Below are 20,666 nucleotides of genomic sequence, written 5' to 3'. Positions count from 1 at the left end.
GGACCGGTGCCGAGCGAGCGGCGCCGACATGCTCGTGCGTTTCTCGAACGGGCATCGCGGACTTGCTGTTGTGCTGTCATGCGCCCTGCGCGAGCGCAACGAGTCGAAGGGCGCCGACTACGGCGCCCTTCGACTCGGCTGCGCCTCGCTCGGGGAGCAGGGGTGGAGCCGATCAGGACTTCGGCGACGCCGGCGACGTGACCGTGATGGATCCGTCGATGATGCCGGCCTTGATCTTGTCGAGCTCCGCCTTGAGGTTGGAGTCGACCTTCGACGCGAAGTCGTGGAACGGGGCGAGGCCTACGCCATCGTTCTTCAGGGTGCCGACGTAGGGCGTGTTCGAGAAGTCGCCCTTGGCGGACTGCTCGATCACCGCGGAGGTCGACGGCTTGATGCCCTTCATGACCGAGGTGAGCAGAATCGAGCGCACGCTCTTGTCGGTGTTGTAGACATCCGCGTCCACGCCGATCATCGAGATGCTCTTGCCCGCGCTGTTCGCCTCGTCGATGGCCTGCGCCGCCGACTGGTAGATCGGACCGCCGACCGGCATGATCACGTCAGCGCCCTGGTCGATGATGCCCTGTGCGACCTGCTTGGCGGTGTCGTTCGCGTCGAACCCACCGGTGAAGGAGCCCTTCTGGCTGTCGACGTTCCAGCCGACGACCTGAACGTTCTTGCCCTTCTGCTGGTTGTAGTACTTGACGCCATCGGCGAAGCCATCCATGAAGATGGTCACGGTCGGGATCTGCTGGCCGCCGAAGGTGCCGACGACGCCGGTCTTGGAGAAGCTCGCCGCCGCGTAGCCGCCGAGGAACGCCGCCTGCGCGGTGTCGAAGATGATCGGCTTGACGTTCGGAGCATCGATCGAGTTGTCGTCGATGATCGCGAAGTCGGTGTCGCTGTTCGACTTCGCGGCCTTCTTCGTCGCGTCGGCGAGGTTGAAGCCGACCGTGATGATCAGGTTGCAGTTCTGGTCGACCATGCTGTTGATGTTCGGCGCGAAGTCGCTCGCCGTCTTCGACTCGGCGGTCTTGAACTTGGAGTTCAGCTTCTTCGCCGTGGCGACGAGACCCTCGTAGCCGAGCTGGTTGAACGAGTGGTCGTCGAAGCCGCCCGAGTCGGAGACCATGCACGGCAGGAACTTCGATGCCGCCTTGGTCGACTTGCTCTCCGACGGCGCCTGGCCGCAGCCGGCGAGCAGAGCGAGCGCACTGGCGGCGGCGAGCCCCGCGAGCGCCACCTTGCGAACTTTGGATGTCACGTTGTCCTCCAGGTCAAGTGTCTGCGCCGAGCGCACCGAACATCGGCGAGCGGCGTTACTCAACGTTACGAATGGCTTTGACAGCGGCATCGAGTTCCCCGCGTCGCCGTTATCATCTTGTTTCTTTTGAGCAGGATCCGGTAGCCGGGTGCTCAAAAGTGCAGATGGCGGGCTACAACACCTCGGTGGAACCGGTCAGCCGCAGGGCTTCCACCACGGACTTCACGCGTTGCGCGTTCTCGCTCGTCGTCACGAGCAGCGCGTCGGGGGTATCGACGATCACCACGTTCTGGATGCCGATCAGGCTGATCACGCGGCCGGTCTGGCTGACCACGATGCCGCTGGAGGCATCCGACAGCACGCGGGCGTTCTCGCCGAGGATGGCGAGGTCGGTGGCCCTGCCACCGGAGTTCAGCTTGGTGAGCGAGGCGAAGTCGCCCACGTCGTCCCAGGAGAAGTGGCCGGGAACGACGGCGAGCTTGCCCGCCGCCGCCGCCGGTTCGGCGACCGAGTAGTCCAGCGCGACCTTCTTCAGGGTCGGCCAGATGCGGTCGACGGCCGGACCGCGCGTGGCCGGATCGTCCCACGCCGCTGCGAGCTCGAGCAGGCCGGCGAGCAGCTCCGGATTGGAGCGACCGATCTCCTCCAGGAGCACCGATGCCTTCGCGATGAACATGCTCGCGTTCCACAGGTAGTCGCCACTGTGCAGGTACTTCCTCGCGGTCTTCAGATCGGGCTTCTCCACGAACGAGAGCACCTGCTTGGCGGAAGCGGCGTCGTCGATTCCCAGCGGTGTGCCGACATGGATGTAGCCGAATCCCACCGCCGGCTCCGTGGGCGTGATGCCCACGGTGGCGATGTATCCGGCACGCGCGGCGTTGACCGCCTCGACCACTGCCGCACGGAAGAGCGGGATGTTGCCGATGACGTGGTCGGCCGCGAAGGAGCCGATGATCACGCCCGGATGCCGGTGCTCGAGAATCGCCGCAGCCAGACCGATCGCGGCGGTCGAGTCGCGCGGCTCGCTCTCGAGCACGACGTTCTCGTCGGCGAGCGCAGGGATCTGCGCTTCCACTGCAGCCCGGTGCGCACGCCCCGTGACGACCATCACACGCTGTGGTCCTGCCAGAGGCGCGAGGCGATCCCAGGTGGCGCGCAAGAGCGTGGTCCCCGACCCGGTGAGGTCGTGCAGGAACTTGGGCGCATCGGCCCGCGAGAGCGGCCAGAGGCGGGAGCCCACGCCCCCCGCGGGGATCACGCAGTAGAAGTCGTCGATGGGCAATGCGCTCATGCGTCCACCTTAGGTCGCGCGCAGGGACGGAGCACCGAGACGGGACACCCGGATCGCGTTCGAGACGCGCATCCGTCGACGGGCCGGCAACCTCGACCGAAGCATCGGACGACCGTCGCCACGGGCGGGCCGACGCGGCTGCCGGTTTCGGGTCGGTGCCGGGCTTAGGGTGTCACGGGACGTTCCGTTCCGACTCTCTGCACGAAAGATCTGCACCGAAGACTCCCTGCCGCTGAACGGAGGCGAACCATGGCCGAGCGCCGCCGACGCGTCATCCCGATTCCGTTCCGACAGCGATCACGCCCCGCACCGGAACCGGCGCCGACGACGACGGACGAGCCGGCGGCATCCCGCCGCACCATCGTCGACGCGGCGATCTACGCCGACGGTCGCCGGCTGTCGTCGCCGACCACGCTCGCCGACACGTACCGCGCCCTGCACGAGACGCCGGGCGGAGTGGCCTGGATCGGGTTGTACCGACCGAGCCAGTCGGAACTGCAATCGCTCGCCCGCGAGTTCGACCTGCACGAGCTCGCCGTCGAAGACGCGATCAGCGCGCACCAGCGGCCCAAGCTGGAGCGCTACGACGACGTGCTCTTCGTGGTGCTCCGCGCGGCCAACTATCTGGACGTGCCCGAAGAGGTGTCGTTCGGCGAGGTGCACGTCTTCGTCGGGCCGAACTTCGTGATCACGGTGCGCCACAGCGAGTCGCCCGACCTCTCCCAGGTGCGACACCGCATGGAGCACGATCCCGAGCTGCTCGCGCTGGGGACCCAGAGCATCCTGTACGCCATCATCGACGCGATCGTGGACGGGTACGCTCCCGTGGTCGCCGGCCTCGCCAACGACATCGACGAGATCGAGACGCAGGTGTTCGACGGCGACGCGCGGGTGTCACGGCGCATCTACGAGCTGTCGACGGAGGTGATCGACTTCCAGAGGGCGACGCATCCGCTCACCGCCGTCATGGAGGCACTCGAACTCGGCAGCGAGAAGTACGGGGTGACGCAGGAACTCCAGCGCAACCTGCGCGACGTGGCCGACCACCTCACCCAGGTGAACGAGCGTGTCGACGACTTCAGGCGGATGCTCCGCGACATTCTCACGGTGAACGCCACCCTGGTCAGCGAGCGGCAGAACTCCCGGATGACCTCGCTCGCGGAGACGACGTTCCGTCAGGGAGAAGAGGTCAAGAAGATCTCGTCGTGGGCGGCGATCCTGTTCACACCCACGCTCATCGCGAGCATCTACGGCATGAACTTCAGCGTGATGCCCGAGCTGCACTGGGCATGGGGCTACCCGATGGCGATCGCGCTGATGCTCGTGCTCGGCATCGGCCTCTATGTCATCTTCAAGCGCCGCCACTGGCTGTAGCGGGCTGCGCACAACCCACAGCGCACAGCCAACTGCGGTGCGCCGGCCGGGGGACCGCGCACACCACGCGACGCAACACGCTCCCGAAGGCGGCGGCGTGCACGCCGCCGAACCGCACCACACGCACAGCCGACTGCGGTGCGCCGGCCGGGGACGGCGCACACCACGCGACGCAACACGCTCCCGAAGGCGGCGGCGTGCACGCCGCCGAACCGCACCACACGCACAGCCGACTGCGGTGCGCCGGCCGGGGGACGGCGCACAAGAAGGAACTGTCTCGACGTCGAGACAGTTAGGTTCGCCTTAGAGGCGGCCGGACGGGGCGGGACGTAAGCTTGGAGCCGCGTCGGTCGCGCTCGTTGTCGCGCGCCATGACGCAAGCGCCAAGGTACCTACCAAGGAGGGTTGTCCGTGCCAGTAGAAGCGGCAGACACTCTCGAGTCGACCAGGAGTCGGCCCGGGGGAACGCTGTACCGGGGTCGAGAAGGCATGTGGTCGTGGGTGCTCCACCGCATCACCGGCGTGGCGATCTTCTTCTTCCTCCTCGTCCACATTCTGGACTCCGTCGTGCTCGGAATCAGCCCTCAGGCGTACAACGCGGTCATCGGCACGTACAAGAACCCGATCATGGGACTCGGTGAGACCGCGCTCGTCGCGGCCATCGCGTTCCACGCGCTGAACGGCATCCGCATCATCCTGATCGACTTCTGGAGCAAGGGCGCCAAGTACCAGCGCATCATGTTCTGGATCGTGATCGTGGTCTGGGTCGTGCTGATGCTCGGCTTCGCGCCGATCCACCTGATGAACGTGTTCAGCGAGGGGAGCGCATCGTGACCACCATCGAGGCACCCCGCAGCCCTGCCCGTCCCCCGCGCTCGAAGGGCGTGAACTGGGAGAAGTGGGGTTGGCTGTACATGCGCGCCTCGGGCGTGCTGCTGGTCGTGCTCATCTTCGGGCATCTCATCGTCAACCTCGTGCTGGGCGAGGGCATCAAGGCCGTCGACTTCGGATTCGTCGCCGGCAAGTGGGCCGACCCGTTCTGGCGGGTCTGGGACGGCCTCATGCTGTGGCTTGCCCTCATCCACGGCGGCAACGGCATGCGCACCATCGTGAACGACTACGCGCACAACCGCACGATCAACCGCACGCTGAAGATCCTGATCCTCGCGGCGGTCGTCGTGCTCATTCTGTTGGGCACCTACACGGTCACCTTCTTCGACCCGTGCCCGAGCGGCGCACCGGCGCACCTGCTGCCCGACTTCTGCTCGACCATCTCCAAGTAACCCGCCCTCGGCAGCGGACACGAACCGAAAGCTACGGACATCCACGTGAGTGAACAGATCGCAGACGGAGCCGTGATCGACGGCGTGCACTACCACCAGTTCGACATCGTCATCGTCGGCGCCGGCGGTGGCGGCATGCGCGCGGCCATCGAGGCCGGCCCGCACGCCAAGACGGCCGTCATCTCCAAGCTCTACCCGACCCGGTCGCACACCGGGGCGGCGCAGGGCGGCATGGCCGCCGCGCTGTCGAACGTGGAGGAAGACAACTGGGAGTGGCACACCTACGACACCGTCAAGGGCGGTGACTACCTGGTCGACCAGGATGCCGCGGAGATCCTCGCGAAAGAGGCCATCGACGCGGTCATCGACCTCGAGAACATGGGCTTGCCGTTCAACCGCACGCCCGAGGGCAAGATCGACCAGCGCCGGTTCGGCGGACACACCCGCGATCACGGCAAGGCCGCGGTGCGCCGCGCCTGCTACGCCGCCGACCGCACCGGCCACATGATCCTGCAGACGCTGTTCCAGAACTGCGTCAAGCTCGGCATCAACTTCTTCAACGAGTTCTACGTGCTCGACCTGCTCATCGGCGAGGTCGACGGTCCGGACGGGACGACGCAGAAGCGTCCGTCGGGCGTCGTCGCCTACGAACTCGCCACCGGCGAGTTGCACGTCTTCCAGTCGAAGGCCGTCATCTTCGCCACCGGCGGGTTCGGCAAGATCTTCAAGACGACATCCAACGCGCACACCCTGACCGGCGACGGCGTCGGCATCATCTGGCGCAAGCGCCTGCCGCTGGAAGACATGGAGTTCTTCCAGTTCCACCCGACCGGCCTCTACGGACTCGGCATCCTGCTCACCGAGGGCGCCCGCGGTGAGGGTGCCATTCTGCGCAACGCCTCGGGTGAACGGTTCATGGAGCGCTACGCGCCGACCATCAAGGACCTCGCACCGCGCGACATCGTGGCCCGCAGCATGGTGCAGGAGGTGCTCGAGGGCCGCGGCGCCGGGCCGAACAAGGACTACGTGTATCTGGACTGCACCCACCTGGGCGCCGAGGTGCTCGAGACCAAACTGCCAGACATCACCGAGTTCGCCCGCACCTACCTGGGCGTCGACCCGGTCGTCGAGCCGGTCCCGGTCATGCCGACCGCGCACTACGCCATGGGCGGCATCCCGACGACGAACAACGCCGAGGTGCTCAGCGACAACACCACCATCGTCCCCGGTCTGTACGCGGCCGGCGAGTGCGCCTGCGTATCCGTGCACGGCTCGAACCGCCTCGGCACCAACTCGCTGCTCGACATCAACGTGTTCGGCAAGCGCAGCGGCCGCAACGCCGTGGAGTACGTGAAGACGGCCGAGTTCGTGCCGCTTCCCGACAATCCGGCGGCCGGCGTGCGCGACATGCTCGAGGGCCTGCGCACCTCCACCGGAACCGAGCGCATCGCGGCGATCCGCAAGGAGCTGCAGGAGCAGATGGACCGCAACGCGCAGGTGTTCCGCACCGACGACACGCTCGCCGCCGTGACCGAGACCATCCACGGCCTCCGCGAGCGCTACCGGAATGTGCAGGTGCAAGACAAGGGCAAGCGGTTCAACACCGATCTGCTCGAGGCCGTCGAGCTCGGGTTCCTGCTCGACCTCGCCGAGGTCGTCGTGTTCTCCGCACGCAACCGCAAGGAGAGCCGGGGCGGACACATGCGCGACGACTACCCGAAGCGCGACGACGAGAACTACATGAAACACACCATGGCCTACCTCACGGGCGACCCGCACTCGTCGAATCCGGCAGACCACATCAAGCTCGACTGGAAACCCGTCGTGATCACGCGCTACCAGCCGATGGAGAGGAAGTACTGATGTCCACCGCTGTCGCTGACGCGCCTGCCGAGGGGCAGGCATCCGACGCACCCGAGGCGATCAAGTCGTTCGTGGTGACGCTGATCATCCGGCGCTTCGACCCGGACGTGGACACGGAGCCGCACTGGCAGGACTTCGACGTGGAGGTCTACCCGACCGACCGCGTGCTCGACGCGCTGCACAAGATCAAGTGGGATCAGGACGGGTCGCTCACGTTCCGCCGTTCCTGCGCACACGGTGTCTGCGGTTCGGATGCCATGCGCATCAACGGCCGCAACCGACTCGCCTGCAAGACCCTCATCAAGGATCTCGACGTGCAGAAGCCCATCTACGTGGAAGCCATCAAGGGGCTTCCGCTGGAGAAGGACCTCGTCGTCGACATGGAGCCGTTCTTCGCCTCGTACCGCGAAGTGCAGCCGTTCCTGCAGGCCAACTCGACGCCGCCGGAGGGCAAGGAGCGCATCCAGTCCGTGGCCGAGCGGGCCCGCTTCGACGACACGACCAAGTGCATCCTGTGCGCGGCGTGCACCTCCTCGTGCCCCGTCTTCTGGACCGACGGCCAGTATTTCGGTCCGGCCGCCATCGTGAACGCGCACCGCTTCATCTTCGATTCGCGCGACGACGCGTCTCAGGTGCGCCTCGACATCCTCAACGACAAGGAGGGCGTGTGGCGCTGCCGCACGACCTTCAACTGCACGGATGCCTGCCCCCGCGGCATCCAGGTCACCCAGGCGATCGCCGAGGTCAAGCAGGCGATCATGCGCGGGCACGCGTAGAAGATCGTTGCCTGGAGGGCGCGAACGCTGTCACGATGCGCCGCATGGGAGTCATTCCCGTGCGGCGCATCGTCGATTTCGCCGCCGATGTCCACCGCAGGTTTGGCCTGCGAGGGGTGCAAACGAGGCGACGAGCGCGAACGATCAGTACCAGTAGCTGAGCCAGGGCGTCTGCGCAGAGGCGAACGCGGCATCCCACCGTGCCACTGCGCCGGGAACGAGCTCGACCACACGACCGGCTCGCGCCAGCGTGGCAGTACGCACCCCGCCGAGGTAGAGACTCGCGAGAGCCGGCGCGGCCATCGAGAGGTCGGGCGAGGCATCCGTTCGCTCCACGCGGCCCGAGCCGTCGGTGCCGACGAGAAGCCGGAACGTGCCGTCGGTGAAGCCGAGCGGGTCATCGATGCGGAACGTGATGTCGAGCGGGGCCGCGTAGCGCCGGGCTTGTAGCGCGGTGGGGACGTCGAGGATGCGCAGCCAGTGGTGGTCGTACGGAGTGACTGTCGCGGCGCGCAGGTCGCGGATCATCCACAGCACGGCCTCATCCGGCGACGCCACCCCGTGATGCAGCGTGGAGACCAGGTCGAGCTCGATCAGGTAGCGCCACAGCGCGGCGTACGCCTCATCGGTCGCCGCACGCAGATACTCCACCTCGACGGTGTGCTTGGTGAAGTCGGCGTGATTCTCCTTGAGGCGGTACACGACCACACCCTGAGGGATGCCGTCAGCATCGTCGTACCGCACGGCGCGCAACGAGGCGCTCCGCTTGTCGCGGTCGCCGTAAACACCGGTGAGGCTGCCCCAGTGCAGGTCGTCGATGACCATGTCGCCGGGCGTCGCCGCCCAGGCGCGCGTGAAGACGTCTCGGCAGGTCTGCTCCGCGGTCTGCAACGAGACGAACGCGAGACGCCCGGACGGTTCGATGGTCGACACCCAGCCGGCGCGCCTGGTATCGAGCGTGAAGTCAGCGGCCCAGGTCGCGGCACCGAATCCGTAGCGGGAATAGATGGTCGCTTCCGAGACGGTCAGTGCCGCCACCGGCACACCTGCGGCGGCGGCGGTGCGCAACTCGCCCTCGAGCAGCGCGCGGGCGACGCCGCGGCGACGGTGCGTGGGAGCGACGGTGACGGAGCTGATGGCCCAGGCATCCAGGGATCCGCCGGGCACCGAGAGGCCGGCCACCCAGCTGGAGACCGTGGCGACCGGCACCTCCGACTCCGGAATCGCGTCGTCCCAGACGCCGGTGATGCGGCGGCCCGCGCTGTGCTCGCGCAGTTCGTCGGTCGACTGCTGCTCCGGGCGTCGATCGTGGAACCCTCGGGAGTCGGCCTCGTGCCATGCCGCGAGCTGATCGCGGTCGGCGCTGTCGACGAGGCCGAGACGAAGATCGCGGGCGGCCAGTGCCTGAGTCGAAGCGGGGTCGAGGGCGAGCTCGTGTGCGTCCATCGCACCAGCCTACGGGGGCTCCGGCACCCAGCCTCCTGGTTCACGACTCAGGCTGCCGCGAACGCGGATGCCCGCACGGTCCCGGAACGACGGGAGCCAGTGGGTGTTGGCCGGCTCGCAGCCTGAATTGTGAACGCCGCAGCAGTACGCCATGGTCGGACGCCGCGGCCGAGCCCGAGCCGTGGACGAAACGGCAGCGTGTCACCGCTGGCTCTGAAACGGCGTCAGCCGACGGAGCCGAGTGCGTCGGCGACGACCGCACGCGCCGCTGCCGCGCTCGTCTGCGCGAGGGCACGGGTCGCGAGATCTCTCGCCTGTTTCAGCGTGACCCGCGCGAGCACCGCCCGCACGTCGCCGAGAGCGCCCGGCGACATCGACAGTTCGTCGGCTCCGAGCCCGACGAGTGCGACGGCCATCAGCGGATCGGATGCCGCCTCGCCGCAGACGGCGACGGGCGTGTGCGACGCGCGGCCGGCATCCCCCACCAGCTTCACGAGCCTCAGGACCGACGGATGCCACGGGTCCTGATAGTGCGCGACCGATCCGAGCATGCGGTCTGCCGCCAGCGTGTACTGAGTGAGGTCGTTCGTGCCGAGGCTGACGAAGTCGCACAGTGGCACCACCTGATCGGCGAGCACCGCAGCGGAGGGCACCTCGACCGTGATGCCGACCGTCTGCAGCCCCAGGGACCGGGCAAGCGAGACGAAGTAGGCGGTCTCGTCGACGTCGGCGACCATGGGCGCCATCACCCAGAGGTCGGCTCCGGTGTCCTGCTGAGCGCCCGCGAGCGCCGTCAACTGGTCGCGGAGCACATCCTCGTGCTCGCGCAGCGCGCGCAGGCCGCGCCGGCCGAGCGCGGGATTCTCCTCGTGCGTGTGGCCGAGGAAGGCCAGCTGCTTGTCGGCGCCCGCGTCGAGCACGCGCACGACGACCTTGCGGCCGGCGAACGCGGCCATCAGGTCGCGGTAGCGGGATCGCTGAAGGTCGACGGAGGGCGCGGTGCGGGCATCCAGATAGAGGAATTCCGTGCGGAACAGTCCGACGCCCTCGGCGCCGAGCGCCACCGCGGGAGCCGCCTCTTCCGGCGAACCGACGTTGGCGAGCAGCGGCACCGGCGTGCCGTCGCCGAGCGCGCCGGGCGTGAGCGGACGCGGCTCGGCCACGCGGCCGCCGCGCTCGGCGGCCGCCGCAACGGAAACACGGTCGGGGTCCAGCGTGACGGTGCCGCGTTCGGCGTCGACGATGAGCGTGTGGCCGTTCACGATGCTCTCGCTGCCGCGGGCACCGACCACGGCGACCAGGTTCTTGTTGCGCGCCAGGATGGCGGTGTGCGACGAGCTGCTGCCGTCGCGCGTCACGATGGCGAGCACCTTTCCCAGGTCGAGCGTCGCCGTGTCGGCGGGAGCGAGATCGGCGGCGACGAGCACGAACGGGACGTCTGATCGCGGGATCGTCGGAAGCGCCACACCCTTCAGCCGGGCGATCACGCGGCGGGCGACATCGCGCACGTCCGCTCCCCGCGCGGCCGGATTGTCGCCGAGACCCTCCAGCACCTTCGCGTACTCCTCGTACGCCTCGAACACCGCACGCTCGGCCGTCTTGCCGTCACCCACGCGCTGCCGAATGTCATCGACCACGGCAGGGTCCTGTGCCATCAATGACTGCGCCTCGAGAATCTCCTCGGCCTCGCCGCCGGCGCGGTGCCCGAGTTCGACGAGGTCGCCGGTCACCGCGGTGAGCGCGGTCTCGACACGGTGATACTCGTCGTCGGGTTCGGCCGGAGATGCCACGTCTTCCGGCTCGCCGATCGGGTCGGGCATGCGCAGCGCAGGCCCGACGGCGACGCCATGGCCAACGCCGATGCCCGTGATCTGGATCGACACGGCCACCAGCCTATGCCGACCGCCCCGCGGTCCCGAATCCTCGTGGTGGCCCGCGGACCCGGCAGGAGTTTCGCCGCCGCTCGCCGCCCGAGGCCAATAGGCTGGGCCCGTGGCGCGGCAGAATCCGAAGACGACGGATGCCTCCCCCGGGCAGGCGAATGATGCCGCCGAGTCGTCCCGTCGTCGCGATCGCCGCCTGCATCACTTGCGGGCCGAGGCCGCTCACGAGCGCGAGGAGCTGACCGAGCGCCTCGAGGAGCTGGCCGATCCGTTGCGCGACCGGCTGCAGGGCCCCGTGCGCAAGGTCAATCGGTGGTGGCGCTGGGTGACGACCCTCAAGCCGTACCGGGTCTGGATCCAGTTCTCCCACAACGACGGCAACCTGCGCACGGCGGGCATGTCGTACCAGTCGTTGTTCGCCGTGTTCGCTGCCCTCTGGGTGGCGTTCTCGGTGGCCGGCTACTGGTTGACGAGCAATCCCGGTCTCTTCAACGCGCTGGTGAACATCATCAACGACGCCGTGCCCGGGCTCATCGGCACGAGCGTCGACGAAGGCGTCATCAGCAAGGAAGCACTGCTCTCGCTCGCGACGACCTTCGGGTGGACCAGCATCATCGCCTTCGTCGGCTTGTTGTGGACGGCCGTCGCCTGGCTGTACTACACGCGCCAGGCCGTACGCGCGATGTTCGACCTGGGCCGCGACGAGCGCAACTATGCGCTGCAGAAGATCTCCGACTTCGGTCTGGCCCTCGTGTTCGGCGTCATCCTCATTTTCTCTGCTGCGGTCTCGGTGCTGACGACGGAAGCGATCTCGGTTCTCCTCGACCTGTTCGGCATCAGTCCGACCTCGTTCTGGCCGACGCTGCTCGCGCGGGTGATCGGTTTCGCCGTGTCGATCGCCCTGAACTTCTTCACGCTGGCCGCCATGTACCGGGTGCTGTCGCGCGTCGTCATCCCGTGGCGCTCCCTCGCGGTCGGTTCGCTTCTGGGCGCCATCTCCCTCAGCGGGCTCGGCGCCTTGGGCGGCCTGCTCATCGGCGGCGCGACGAAGAACCCGCTGCTGGCCACCTTCGCGGTGTTCATCGGACTGCTCATCTGGTTCAACCTGATCTGCCGCATGATTCTGCTCGCCGCCGCATGGATCGCGGTCGGGATGAAGGAGCGGGGACTCGATCCCCGTCGGCGCACGCCCGAGCAGGTGGCGTACGAGAACGCCGTGGCGGAACGCTCGGCACGGGTGCTCGTCGCCCGGGCGACGGTCCAGGATGCCGAACGGCGGCGGGCGTCGGCACGAGGCATCGCCAAGTGGTTTGCGCGGTACCGAGTCCGCGACGCCAGGGCCGAACTGGCACGGATCGAGAGCGAGCCGCTTCCGCAACCGCCGCGCAAGCGCAGCTGGTGGCTGCAGACATCCGAGGGTCGTTCCGACCCGGTGTCGAACGGGTCGAACCGTGGCGGCCGGGATGCTCGTGGTTCCGACCGCGACGCCTCCGTCGGTCGCCCGTCCTCCCGCCGAAAGCGTGTCGGAGGCGCCGACTAAACTCGTGCCATGCCTTCTCGCCGCACGCTGCGCATCGCCACCGTCAACGTCAACGGCATCCGGGCCGCCTACCGCCGCGGCATGGGCGACTGGCTGAAGGGGCGCGGGGTCGACATCCTCGCCATCCAAGAGGTGCGCGCCTCCACCGACGACCTGGCCGGCCTGCTCGGCGACGAGTGGGACGTACTGCACGACGCCGCAACCGCGAAGGGACGCGCGGGAGTGGCGCTGGCAAGCCGGGGAAAGGCATCCATTCACCGGGTCGAGCTGGGCGACGAGGACTTCGACACCGCGGGCCGGTGGCTCGAGGCGGACTACGAGGTCGACGGTTCGCTGGTGACCGTGGTGAGCACATACGTGCCCTCCGGGGAGGCCGGCACCGCGAAGCAGGAGTATAAGTACCGCTTCCTCGAGGCGATGGATGCCCGCATGCGCTCGCTCCCCGAGCACAACGAGCTCGCGGTGGTGATGGGCGACATGAACATCGGGCACCGCACGCTCGACATCAAGAATTGGAAGGGCAACGTGAAGCGGGCGGGGTTCCTGCCGGAGGAACGCGCCTACCTCGACAGGTTCCTCGGCGCCGAGCACGACGATCGCTACAACGACGGCGCCGGCTACGGCTGGGTCGACATCGGCCGCAAACATGCCGGCGAGGTCGATGGGCCCTACACCTGGTGGACGTGGCGCGGCCAGGCGTTCGACAACGACACCGGGTGGCGCATCGACTATCAGCTCGCCACACCGGCGCTGGCGGGCAAGGTCGCCGACTACCACGTGGACAAGGCGCCGTCGTACGCCGAGCGATGGTCGGACCACACGCCCGTCGTCGTCGACTACGCGCTCTAAGGGCGGCTCGCGGCTTCGACCGACGTCGAGCCGACGCCTGACCACCGCCTCCCCCTTCTTCGCTTCGCACTTTTCACCGGAAAGACCACTCTCATGACCAAGCCCCGCCTGTACTCGGGCATCCAGCCGTCGAGCGACTCGCTCCACCTCGGCAACTACATCGGCGCCCTGTTGCAGTGGAGACGGCTGCAGCAGGACCACGACGCGTTCTTCTCCGTGGTCGACCTGCACGCCGTCACGGTGCCGCAGGATCCGGCGACGCTCGCCGAGAAGACGCGGCGCACCGCGGCGCAGTACATCGCGGCCGGCATCGACCCGACCGCCTCGACGCTCTATGTGCAGTCGCACGTTCCCGCGCACGCGGAGCTGGCCTGGGTGCTGAACACCATCACCGGGTTCGGCGAAGCCTCCCGCATGACCCAGTTCAAGGACAAGTCGGCAAGGTACGGGGCCGACGCGACCAACGTCGGGTTGTTCGCGTACCCGATTCTGATGGCGGCCGACATCCTGCTGTACGACGCCGAGGTCGTGCCCGTCGGTGACGACCAGAAGCAGCACGTGGAGCTCACGCGCGACCTCGCCGAGCGCTTCAACTCGCGCTTCGGCGAGACGTTCGTGGTGCCGAAGGCGATGATCCAGAAGGACACCGCGCGCATCTACGATCTGCAGAACCCGACCTCGAAGATGTCGAAGTCGGCCGAGTCGCCGGCGGGGCTCATCCTGCTGCTCGATGAGCCGGGCGTGACGCGCAAGAAGATCATGCGCGCGGTGACCGACACGGATGCCGTCATCCGGTTCGACCGCGGAGAGAAGCCCGGCGTCTCCAACCTTCTCGCGATCTACGCGGCGCTCACCGAGCGTGAGGTCGAGGACGTTGCGTCCGAGTACGACGGCAAGGGGTACGGCGACCTGAAGAAGGGGCTCGCCGAGGTCGTGATCGGCGAGTTCGAGCCGGTGCGCGCCCGTGCTCTCGAGCTGCTGGACGATCCGGCCGAACTCGACAGGATGCTCGCGGCCAACGCCGACAAGGCCTCCGAGATCGCCGAGGCGACCCTGTCCCGCGCGTACGACCGCGTCGGCTTCCTGCGTCGCCTCCGGTCGTGATCCCGCCATGGAACCGGTAGAGCTGCGCACCGAGCGGTTGGTGCTCGACACGCCCCTTCCCGAGGACCGCGCCCGGGTCACCGAATACTGTCAGGACCCGGTGTTCCCCGGCTATATGACGCTGCCGTGGCCCTACACCTCCGACGACGCGGTGTTCTTCCTCGAGTCGCTCGTGCCGGACGGATGGCGCACGGAACGAGAGTTCACCTGGGCGTTGCGCGAAGCATCCGACGGTCCGCTGCTCGGCGTGGTCGGCATGCGCGTGCAGCCCGAGCCGCGCACGCTCGACATCGGGTACTGGCTCGGCGCGCCGCACCGCGGCCACGGCTACATGGCGGAGGCAGCGCGCGCTGCCGTCGCGTGGGCGTTCGATTCGCTCGAGGTCGAGACGGTGTTGTGGGAGTGCGTCGTGGGCAACCTGGCCTCGGTGGGCGTCGCCCGCGCTGCAGGATTCTCGTACACCGGTGCGGCGCCGCTGAAGGTGGAGGTGAGCAGCGGCGGACATCCGGATGCCTGGCACGGCGCACGACGCCGCGGTGCTGGGCCCGACGCACCGCCGTGGCCTGCCGAGGTGCTGGAGCACCGGGCATGAGGCGAGCGAGGAGCGAGCTGAGGCGAGCCCGGGGCAAGGCGAGCCGGGCGCAGAGCGAGGAGGATTGGGCGGCGATCGGATGACCGCCATCCGGGCCGTGCTGTTCGACCTCGACGACACTCTGCTGGCGCACCGAGCAGCCGTCGCGGACGGGTTGGTGGCCTACCTGGGTGAGCTCGGGCATCCGTACGATGCCTCGGATGCTGCCGGCGAGGTGGCCGCGTGGCGCGCGCTCGAAGAGCACCACTACCACCGCTATCTCGGTGGCGAGATCGGGTACGAGCAGCAGCGACGGGATCGCGCCAGGGACTACGCGGCCCGCCACGGCGTGACGCTCGCCGACGACGAGCTCGACGGCTGGTTCGCCGGCTATTTCACCCGGTACGAGGCGGCATGGAAGCTGCACGACGACACCCTCGCTTGCCTGACGGAGCTGAGGCGGGGCATCCCGAACGTGAAGCTCGGCATCATCACGAACGGCGAGCTCGACCGCCAGCTGCGCAAGATCGACGCGATGGGGTTCGGGGAGCGGTTCGACGTGATCGTGGCGTCCGGTGACGTCGGAGTGACGAAACCGGACGCGCGAATCTTCCGGCTCGCTTGTGCGCGTCTCGGTGTGGAGCCGCGCGAGGCCGCGTACGTCGGCGACCGGCTGGGAACGGATGCCATCGGTGCGGCCGGTGCCGGGCTCACCGGCGTGTGGATCGACCGCTTCGCCACGCCACTGACCGATCAGGAGCGCGCGGACGCGGCCGAAGCCGGCGTCGTGCGGATCACAACGCTCGCCGAGCTGCGCGACGTGCTCGTCGGCTGACGGGAATACGACACGACCCGGCGCGTTGGGTAGGGTGTACGTAGTGCTCCGGGGTCGGTGAGAGTCCGAACCGGCGGTGAAAGTCCGCGAGCCGAGGCTGTGCTCCACTGCTGAGAAGCAGGGGATGAGTGGCCGAGGTTGAGCCGGTGGAATTCCGGCACCGACGGTGATGGCGCGTTCAGTTGTTCTGACGCGGCAGAGTCCGGATGGGAGGCAGCACGGGTGTGGATGCGCGAGCATCCGCACGGTCGGCGTCCGCCGACGTTCCCGGAGTCACCGGTTCGACGAACCGCAGCAGACCAGGGACACGGAAGAGACGCGGATGACCGAGACGGGCGAATTCGACGCTGTCATGCGTCACGCCCTCGACCTCGCGGCCCGGGGTCCCGAACACGGCGTGAACCCCCGTGTCGGCTGCGTCATCCTCTCCCCCGTCGGCAACGTACTCGCCGAAGGCTGGCACCGCGGCGCCGGCACAGCCCACGCCGAAGTCGACGCGCTGTCGAAGCTCGAGCCGGGGCGGGCATCCGGCTCCACCGCGGTCGTCACCCTGGAGCCCTGCAACCACACCGGGCGCACAGGTCCGTGCAGCGAGGCGCTCATCGCGGCCGGCGTCACCCGGGTCGTGTATGCGGTCGACGATCCCGGCCAGGCCTCGCACGGTGGTGCGGAGCGACTGCGCCACGCGGGGGTCGACGTCGTGGCGGGCGTGCAATCGGATGCCGTCGGCCGGTTCCTGCAGGACTGGCTGACCGCCGCGCGCCTCGGGCGCCCCCACGTGACGCTGAAGTGGGCGAGCAGCCTCGACGGCCGGACCGCCGCCGCCGACGGCACGAGCCGATGGATCACGGGCCCGGCCGCACGTCGCCGGGTGCACGAGCAGCGTGCGTCGAGCGACGCGGTCATCGTCGGAACCGGCACCGTGCTCGCCGATGACTCGAGCCTCACCGCTCGGTCCGATGATGGCACGCTGCTGCCGGAACAACCCGTGCCGGTGGTGCTCGGCGATCGCGCCGTGCCCGAGCATGCGGCGGTGCGGCAGCACCCGAACTCCCCCGTATTTCTCTCCGGCCACGACCTCGCGGCCGACCTCATCGATCTGCGCGAACGCGGCGTGCGCACCGCGTTCGTCGAGGCCGGCCCCACGCTCGCCAGCGCTCTGCTGCGCGAGGGGCTGGTCGACGAGCTTCAGGTCTACCTGGCGCCGACGCTGCTCGGCGGGTCACGCAGCGCACTCGCCGACATCGGCGTGGGCACCATAGCGGAGCAGCGCCGGCTCGAACTCGACCGCGTCGAGCGGATCGGAGACGACGTGCTCATCATCGCTCACGACCCGCACCCCCGCAGCCTCAATCGCTGGACGACAGAGCGCGCTGCACCGGCGACGGGCGACGCCGCGAGGCGGATTCCTCCGGCGCCCGGCCCCACCACCCCCTCCACCCCGCAGACCGCAAGCCAAGGAGCATGAGCATGTTCACCGGAATCATCGAGGAGCTCGGCGAGATCACCGCCGTGGAGCGCACGCCGGATGCCGCGCGCATCACCGTGCGCGGCCCGCTCGCCGTGCAGGGTACCAAGCACGGCGATTCCATCGCCGTCAGCGGGGTCTGCCTCACCGTGGTGGATCAGGGCCACGACTGGTTCACAGCCGATGTGATGGCCGAGACGCTCGAGGTGAGCACGCTCGGCGATCTGCTGGGCGAGCTGGTGGACGCGACCGGGCGGCCGGTGAACCTCGAGCGCGCGGCGCTCGTCGGAGACCGCCTCGGCGGCCACATCGTGCAGGGCCACGTCGACGGCACCGCCGTCGTGCTCGCCGTGACCCCGGGCGAAGCGTGGCGCGTGCTGCGGTTCAGCCTCTCCCCCGACCTCGCGCGGCTCGTGACGCGCAAGGGATCCATCGCGGTCGACGGCGTCTCCCTCACTGTCTCCGCCGTGAGCGATGCGGATGCCGCGGCGCAGTGGTTCGAGGTCTCTCTGATTCCCGAGACGCTCGCCGCTACGACGCTGGGCCTGCGTGAGGTGGGCGACCGGGTCAACGTGGAGACGGACATTGTGGCGCGGCACGTCGAGCGGATGCTCGCGCTGTCGGCGTCCACGCACGATCACCACTCCGAACAGAGGAGCAACGCATGACGCTGGCGACGATCCCCGAGGCGCTCGAATCGCTGCGGGCCGGACGACCCGTGCTCGTGGCCGACAACGAGAGCCGCGAGAACGAGGGCGACGTGGTGCTGGCGGCCGAGACCGCCTCGCAGGAGTGGGTCGCGTGGCTGGTGCGCCATACTTCCGGGTTCCTCTGCGCCCCGCTGACGAACGAGCTGGCCGACAAGCTCGAGCTGCCCGTGATGGTCGTCGACAACGAGGACGACCGCGGCACGAACTACACGATCACGGTGGATGCGGCCGACCGTCTCTCCACCGGCATCAGCGCCGCCGACCGTGCGCACACACTCCGGGTGCTCGCCGACCCGTCGTCGACCCCGCGAAGCCTGCACCGGCCGGGCCACGTCGTTCCGCTCCGGGCGGTGGACGGCGGTGTGCGCGAACGGGACGGGCACACCGAGGCCACGGTCGACCTCCTCAAGCTCGCGGGCATGACGCCGGTCGGGGCGATCGGCGAGGTGGTCGCCGACGACGGCGAGATGATGCGGCTGCCCGAGCTGATCGAGTTCGGCGCACGTGAAGGCGTGCCGGTGATCACGATCGAGGCGCTCATCGCCTACCTGCAGGAATATCACTGCGACACGCCGCTCGAGCCGGTGGCATCGACGTCCGAGACGTCGCGCGTGATCTTCGAGGTGGAGACCACGGTGCCGACCACCCACGGTCCGTTCCGCATGCGCGCGTACCGCGATCGCATGACCGGCGCCGACCATGTGGCCGTCATCGCGGGCGATCCTGGACCAGGCTCCCTCGTGCGCGTGCACTCCGAATGCCTGACCGGTGAGGCCTTCGGTTCGCTGAAGTGCGAGTGCGGTCCCCAACTGGATGCCGCGCTCGACACCATCCAGAACGACGGCGGCGTCGTCATCTACCTGCGCGGTCACGAGGGCCGGGGCATCGGCCTGATCAACAAGCTGCGCGCCTACCGTCTGCAGGAGGACGGCCTCGACACGCTGGATGCCAATCTCGCGCTCGGGCTGCCGATCGACGCGCGCGACTACGGGGCGGCGGCCGCCATTCTGAACGATCTCGGCATCACCTCGGTGCGGCTGCTCACGAACAACCCCGACAAGGTCAACCAACTCGGTGAGCACGGCATCACCATCGAGGAGCGGGTGCCGCTCGTCGTCGGCCTCGGCGCCCTCAACGAGCAGTACCTCGCGACCAAGCGCGATCGGCTCGGGCACCTGCTGCCCGTGGCCGACTCTGAGCTCCCCGAGCTCGACAGCACGTTCGAGCAGGATGCCGCCGCCACCTCCGACGACGAGCTGATCGCCCACCACGTGTCGACGCCCGTCGACGACACCCGCGACGCCGCACGGCTCGACTTCGATGACACCCCCGACCAGCAGCACCCCATGGAAGGACAGCCCCGATGAGCTCAGACGGCGCGCCCGAGCACCAGACCCTGAATGCCGCAGACCTGAAAGTGGTGGTGGTGGCGGGCACGTGGCACGAGACGATCGCCGAGGGGCTCGTCGCCGGGGCGCGACGTGAGCTGCAGGCATCCGGAGCCGCCTGGTCCCTGGTGCGCGTTCCCGGCAGCTTCGAGCTGCCCGTCGTGAGCAAGGCGGCGCTGGATGCGGGCGCCGATGCCGTCGTCGCCCTCGGCGTGATCATCCGCGGAGGAACACCGCACTTCGACTTCGTGTCGTCGGCGGCCACGGACGGCCTGACGAGGGTCGCGCTCGACACCGGCAAGCCGGTGGGATTCGGCGTGCTCACCCTCGACGACGAGCAGCAGGGTCTTGACCGCGCGGGTCTGCCGGGGTCCAAGGAAGACAAGGGCGCCGAGGCCGCGCACGCCGCCATCGCGACGGCGCTGACCCTGCGCGAACTGCGCGCCTGAGTCGGGCTACGGCTTCCAGACCATCAGGACCACGACGGCCAGGAGCAGCAGAGTGGCGATGCCGCTCGTTCCGGCGATCATGCCGTAGCCGCCCGTGGCGGCAGCGGTGCTCTCACCGGGTGTGGCCGGAGCCTCGGCATCGACGGCCTTGCCGCCCTCGAGGTTGTCGGCTGCCCGGCGCATCGCGGGCACGACCACGAACAGCGTGAGCCCGAGGGCGATCACGTAGAGCACGAGGGACAGCCAGATCCAGGTCGACGCGAACGTCGTGTCGTACCGGGAGAAGCCCATGGCGCCGAAGCCGAGGATGACGACCAGCAGCGAGAGAAGGCTGAAGATGTTCGTCGAGGTGGCCAGGGTGCGCACCTGCGACACGGATCCGGATCGGATGGCCCGCATCGCCGTCATCGGCAGAATGGCCATCGGCCCGACGATGAAGACGGCCGCCACCACGTGCAGGATGTTGAAGATTACACTCGCCACGCTCATACGGCCCAGCCTATCGTCGCCATTCAGGGCGCCCGTGCCGCCGACGGGCACGCCGTGTTCCTGAGCGAGCCGCAAGCGAGCCGTGC

19 protein-coding genes and 1 riboswitch are annotated in these 20,666 nt (G+C 68.5%); of the genes, 14 read left to right on the top strand and 5 right to left on the bottom strand.

Going from position 1 to position 20,666, the window contains the following annotated elements; genetic code table 11:
* Positions 1 to 172: 172 nt before the first annotated feature.
* Both H623_RS0113740 and H623_RS0113735 read right to left on the bottom strand, forming a co-directional pair.
* Positions 173 to 1,261 carry a BMP family lipoprotein gene (locus tag H623_RS0113740; protein WP_026940348.1) on the bottom strand — a complete coding sequence of 363 codons (1,089 nt, stop codon included), beginning with the start codon at positions 1,259 to 1,261 and terminating at the stop codon, positions 173 to 175.
* Between the two features lie 172 nt (positions 1,262 to 1,433).
* On the bottom strand, positions 1,434 to 2,552 hold the full coding sequence (locus H623_RS0113735) for a mannose-1-phosphate guanylyltransferase (protein ID WP_022901511.1): 1,119 nt from the start codon (positions 2,550 to 2,552) through the stop codon (positions 1,434 to 1,436).
* Positions 2,553 to 2,801: 249 nt separating this feature from the next.
* On the opposite strand from H623_RS0113735, the gene corA reads away from it, so the two are divergent.
* The 5 genes from corA to H623_RS0113710 all read left to right on the top strand — a co-directional run bounded on the left by corA (position 2,802) and on the right by H623_RS0113710 (position 7,848).
* Positions 2,802 to 3,926: a magnesium/cobalt transporter CorA gene (corA, locus tag H623_RS0113730; RefSeq protein ID WP_022901510.1), complete on the top strand. Its 1,125-nt coding sequence runs from the start codon at positions 2,802 to 2,804 to the stop codon at positions 3,924 to 3,926.
* Positions 3,927 to 4,331: 405 nt separating this feature from the next.
* On the top strand, positions 4,332 to 4,760 hold the full coding sequence (gene sdhC / locus H623_RS0113725) for a succinate dehydrogenase, cytochrome b556 subunit (RefSeq protein WP_022901509.1): 429 nt from the start codon (positions 4,332 to 4,334) through the stop codon (positions 4,758 to 4,760).
* Entirely contained in the window at positions 4,757 to 5,209 is a 453-nt protein-coding gene (locus H623_RS0113720; RefSeq protein ID WP_022901508.1) for a succinate dehydrogenase hydrophobic membrane anchor subunit, read from the top strand. Before sdhC ends, H623_RS0113720 begins: the two co-directional genes overlap by 4 nt.
* A gap of 45 nt (positions 5,210 to 5,254) precedes the next feature.
* The gene (sdhA, locus tag H623_RS0113715) at positions 5,255 to 7,072 is read left to right on the top strand and encodes a succinate dehydrogenase flavoprotein subunit (protein WP_022901507.1); all 1,818 of its coding nucleotides are present in this window, start codon (positions 5,255 to 5,257) and stop codon (positions 7,070 to 7,072) included.
* Positions 7,072 to 7,848: a succinate dehydrogenase iron-sulfur subunit gene (locus H623_RS0113710; protein WP_022901506.1), complete on the top strand. Its 777-nt coding sequence runs from the start codon at positions 7,072 to 7,074 to the stop codon at positions 7,846 to 7,848. The genes sdhA and H623_RS0113710 overlap by 1 nt, the downstream gene beginning before the upstream one ends.
* 144 nt (positions 7,849 to 7,992) lie before the next feature.
* On the opposite strand, the gene H623_RS0113705 is transcribed toward H623_RS0113710, so the two are convergent.
* Both H623_RS0113705 and ptsP read right to left on the bottom strand, forming a co-directional pair.
* The gene (locus tag H623_RS0113705; protein WP_022901505.1) at positions 7,993 to 9,294 is read right to left on the bottom strand and encodes a GNAT family N-acetyltransferase; all 1,302 of its coding nucleotides are present in this window, start codon (positions 9,292 to 9,294) and stop codon (positions 7,993 to 7,995) included.
* A 224-nt stretch (positions 9,295 to 9,518) separates the two neighbouring features.
* Positions 9,519 to 11,171 carry a phosphoenolpyruvate--protein phosphotransferase gene (gene ptsP, locus H623_RS0113700; RefSeq protein WP_026940346.1) on the bottom strand — a complete coding sequence of 551 codons (1,653 nt, stop codon included), beginning with the start codon at positions 11,169 to 11,171 and terminating at the stop codon, positions 9,519 to 9,521.
* A gap of 115 nt (positions 11,172 to 11,286) precedes the next feature.
* Between ptsP and H623_RS20045 the strand changes: the two genes are divergently transcribed.
* The 9 genes from H623_RS20045 to ribH all read left to right on the top strand — a co-directional run bounded on the left by H623_RS20045 (position 11,287) and on the right by ribH (position 20,091).
* The gene (locus H623_RS20045) at positions 11,287 to 12,717 is read left to right on the top strand and encodes a YihY/virulence factor BrkB family protein (RefSeq protein WP_051143253.1); all 1,431 of its coding nucleotides are present in this window, start codon (positions 11,287 to 11,289) and stop codon (positions 12,715 to 12,717) included.
* Positions 12,718 to 12,726: 9 nt separating this feature from the next.
* The gene (locus tag H623_RS0113690; RefSeq protein ID WP_022901503.1) at positions 12,727 to 13,566 is read left to right on the top strand and encodes an exodeoxyribonuclease III; all 840 of its coding nucleotides are present in this window, start codon (positions 12,727 to 12,729) and stop codon (positions 13,564 to 13,566) included.
* Between the two features lie 93 nt (positions 13,567 to 13,659).
* A complete protein-coding gene (trpS, locus tag H623_RS0113685) occupies positions 13,660 to 14,670 on the top strand; it encodes a tryptophan--tRNA ligase (RefSeq protein ID WP_022901502.1) in 1,011 nt (336 codons plus the stop codon).
* A gap of 7 nt (positions 14,671 to 14,677) precedes the next feature.
* The gene (locus H623_RS20040) at positions 14,678 to 15,262 is read left to right on the top strand and encodes a GNAT family N-acetyltransferase (protein WP_022901501.1); all 585 of its coding nucleotides are present in this window, start codon (positions 14,678 to 14,680) and stop codon (positions 15,260 to 15,262) included.
* A 79-nt stretch (positions 15,263 to 15,341) separates the two neighbouring features.
* A complete protein-coding gene (locus H623_RS0113675; RefSeq protein WP_022901500.1) occupies positions 15,342 to 16,076 on the top strand; it encodes an HAD family hydrolase in 735 nt (244 codons plus the stop codon).
* A gap of 41 nt (positions 16,077 to 16,117) precedes the next feature.
* A riboswitch (FMN riboswitch) is annotated at positions 16,118 to 16,298 on the top strand.
* A 100-nt stretch (positions 16,299 to 16,398) separates the two neighbouring features.
* Positions 16,399 to 17,544 (top strand): bifunctional diaminohydroxyphosphoribosylaminopyrimidine deaminase/5-amino-6-(5-phosphoribosylamino)uracil reductase RibD, encoded by a 1,146-nt coding sequence (gene ribD, locus H623_RS20035; RefSeq protein WP_022901499.1) that lies wholly within the window; start codon positions 16,399 to 16,401, stop codon positions 17,542 to 17,544.
* Positions 17,545 to 17,546: 2 nt separating this feature from the next.
* Positions 17,547 to 18,212: a riboflavin synthase gene (locus H623_RS0113665; RefSeq protein WP_026940344.1), complete on the top strand. Its 666-nt coding sequence runs from the start codon at positions 17,547 to 17,549 to the stop codon at positions 18,210 to 18,212.
* Entirely contained in the window at positions 18,209 to 19,621 is a 1,413-nt protein-coding gene (locus H623_RS20030; protein ID WP_022901497.1) for a bifunctional 3,4-dihydroxy-2-butanone-4-phosphate synthase/GTP cyclohydrolase II, read from the top strand. The genes H623_RS0113665 and H623_RS20030 overlap by 4 nt, the downstream gene beginning before the upstream one ends.
* A complete protein-coding gene (gene ribH, locus H623_RS0113655; RefSeq protein WP_022901496.1) occupies positions 19,618 to 20,091 on the top strand; it encodes a 6,7-dimethyl-8-ribityllumazine synthase in 474 nt (157 codons plus the stop codon). The genes H623_RS20030 and ribH overlap by 4 nt, the downstream gene beginning before the upstream one ends.
* 6 nt (positions 20,092 to 20,097) lie before the next feature.
* Here ribH and H623_RS0113650 read toward each other — a convergent pair whose 3' ends face one another.
* A complete protein-coding gene (locus H623_RS0113650) occupies positions 20,098 to 20,580 on the bottom strand; it encodes a DUF2269 family protein (protein ID WP_022901495.1) in 483 nt (160 codons plus the stop codon).
* Positions 20,581 to 20,666 lie beyond the last annotated feature (86 nt).

Source organism: Humibacter albus DSM 18994 (assembly GCF_000421825.1).
Taxonomy (GTDB): domain Bacteria; phylum Actinomycetota; class Actinomycetes; order Actinomycetales; family Microbacteriaceae; genus Humibacter; species Humibacter albus.
Note: the sequence above shows the minus strand (reverse complement) of the source record. Positions and strands in the feature narration are given on the sequence as shown.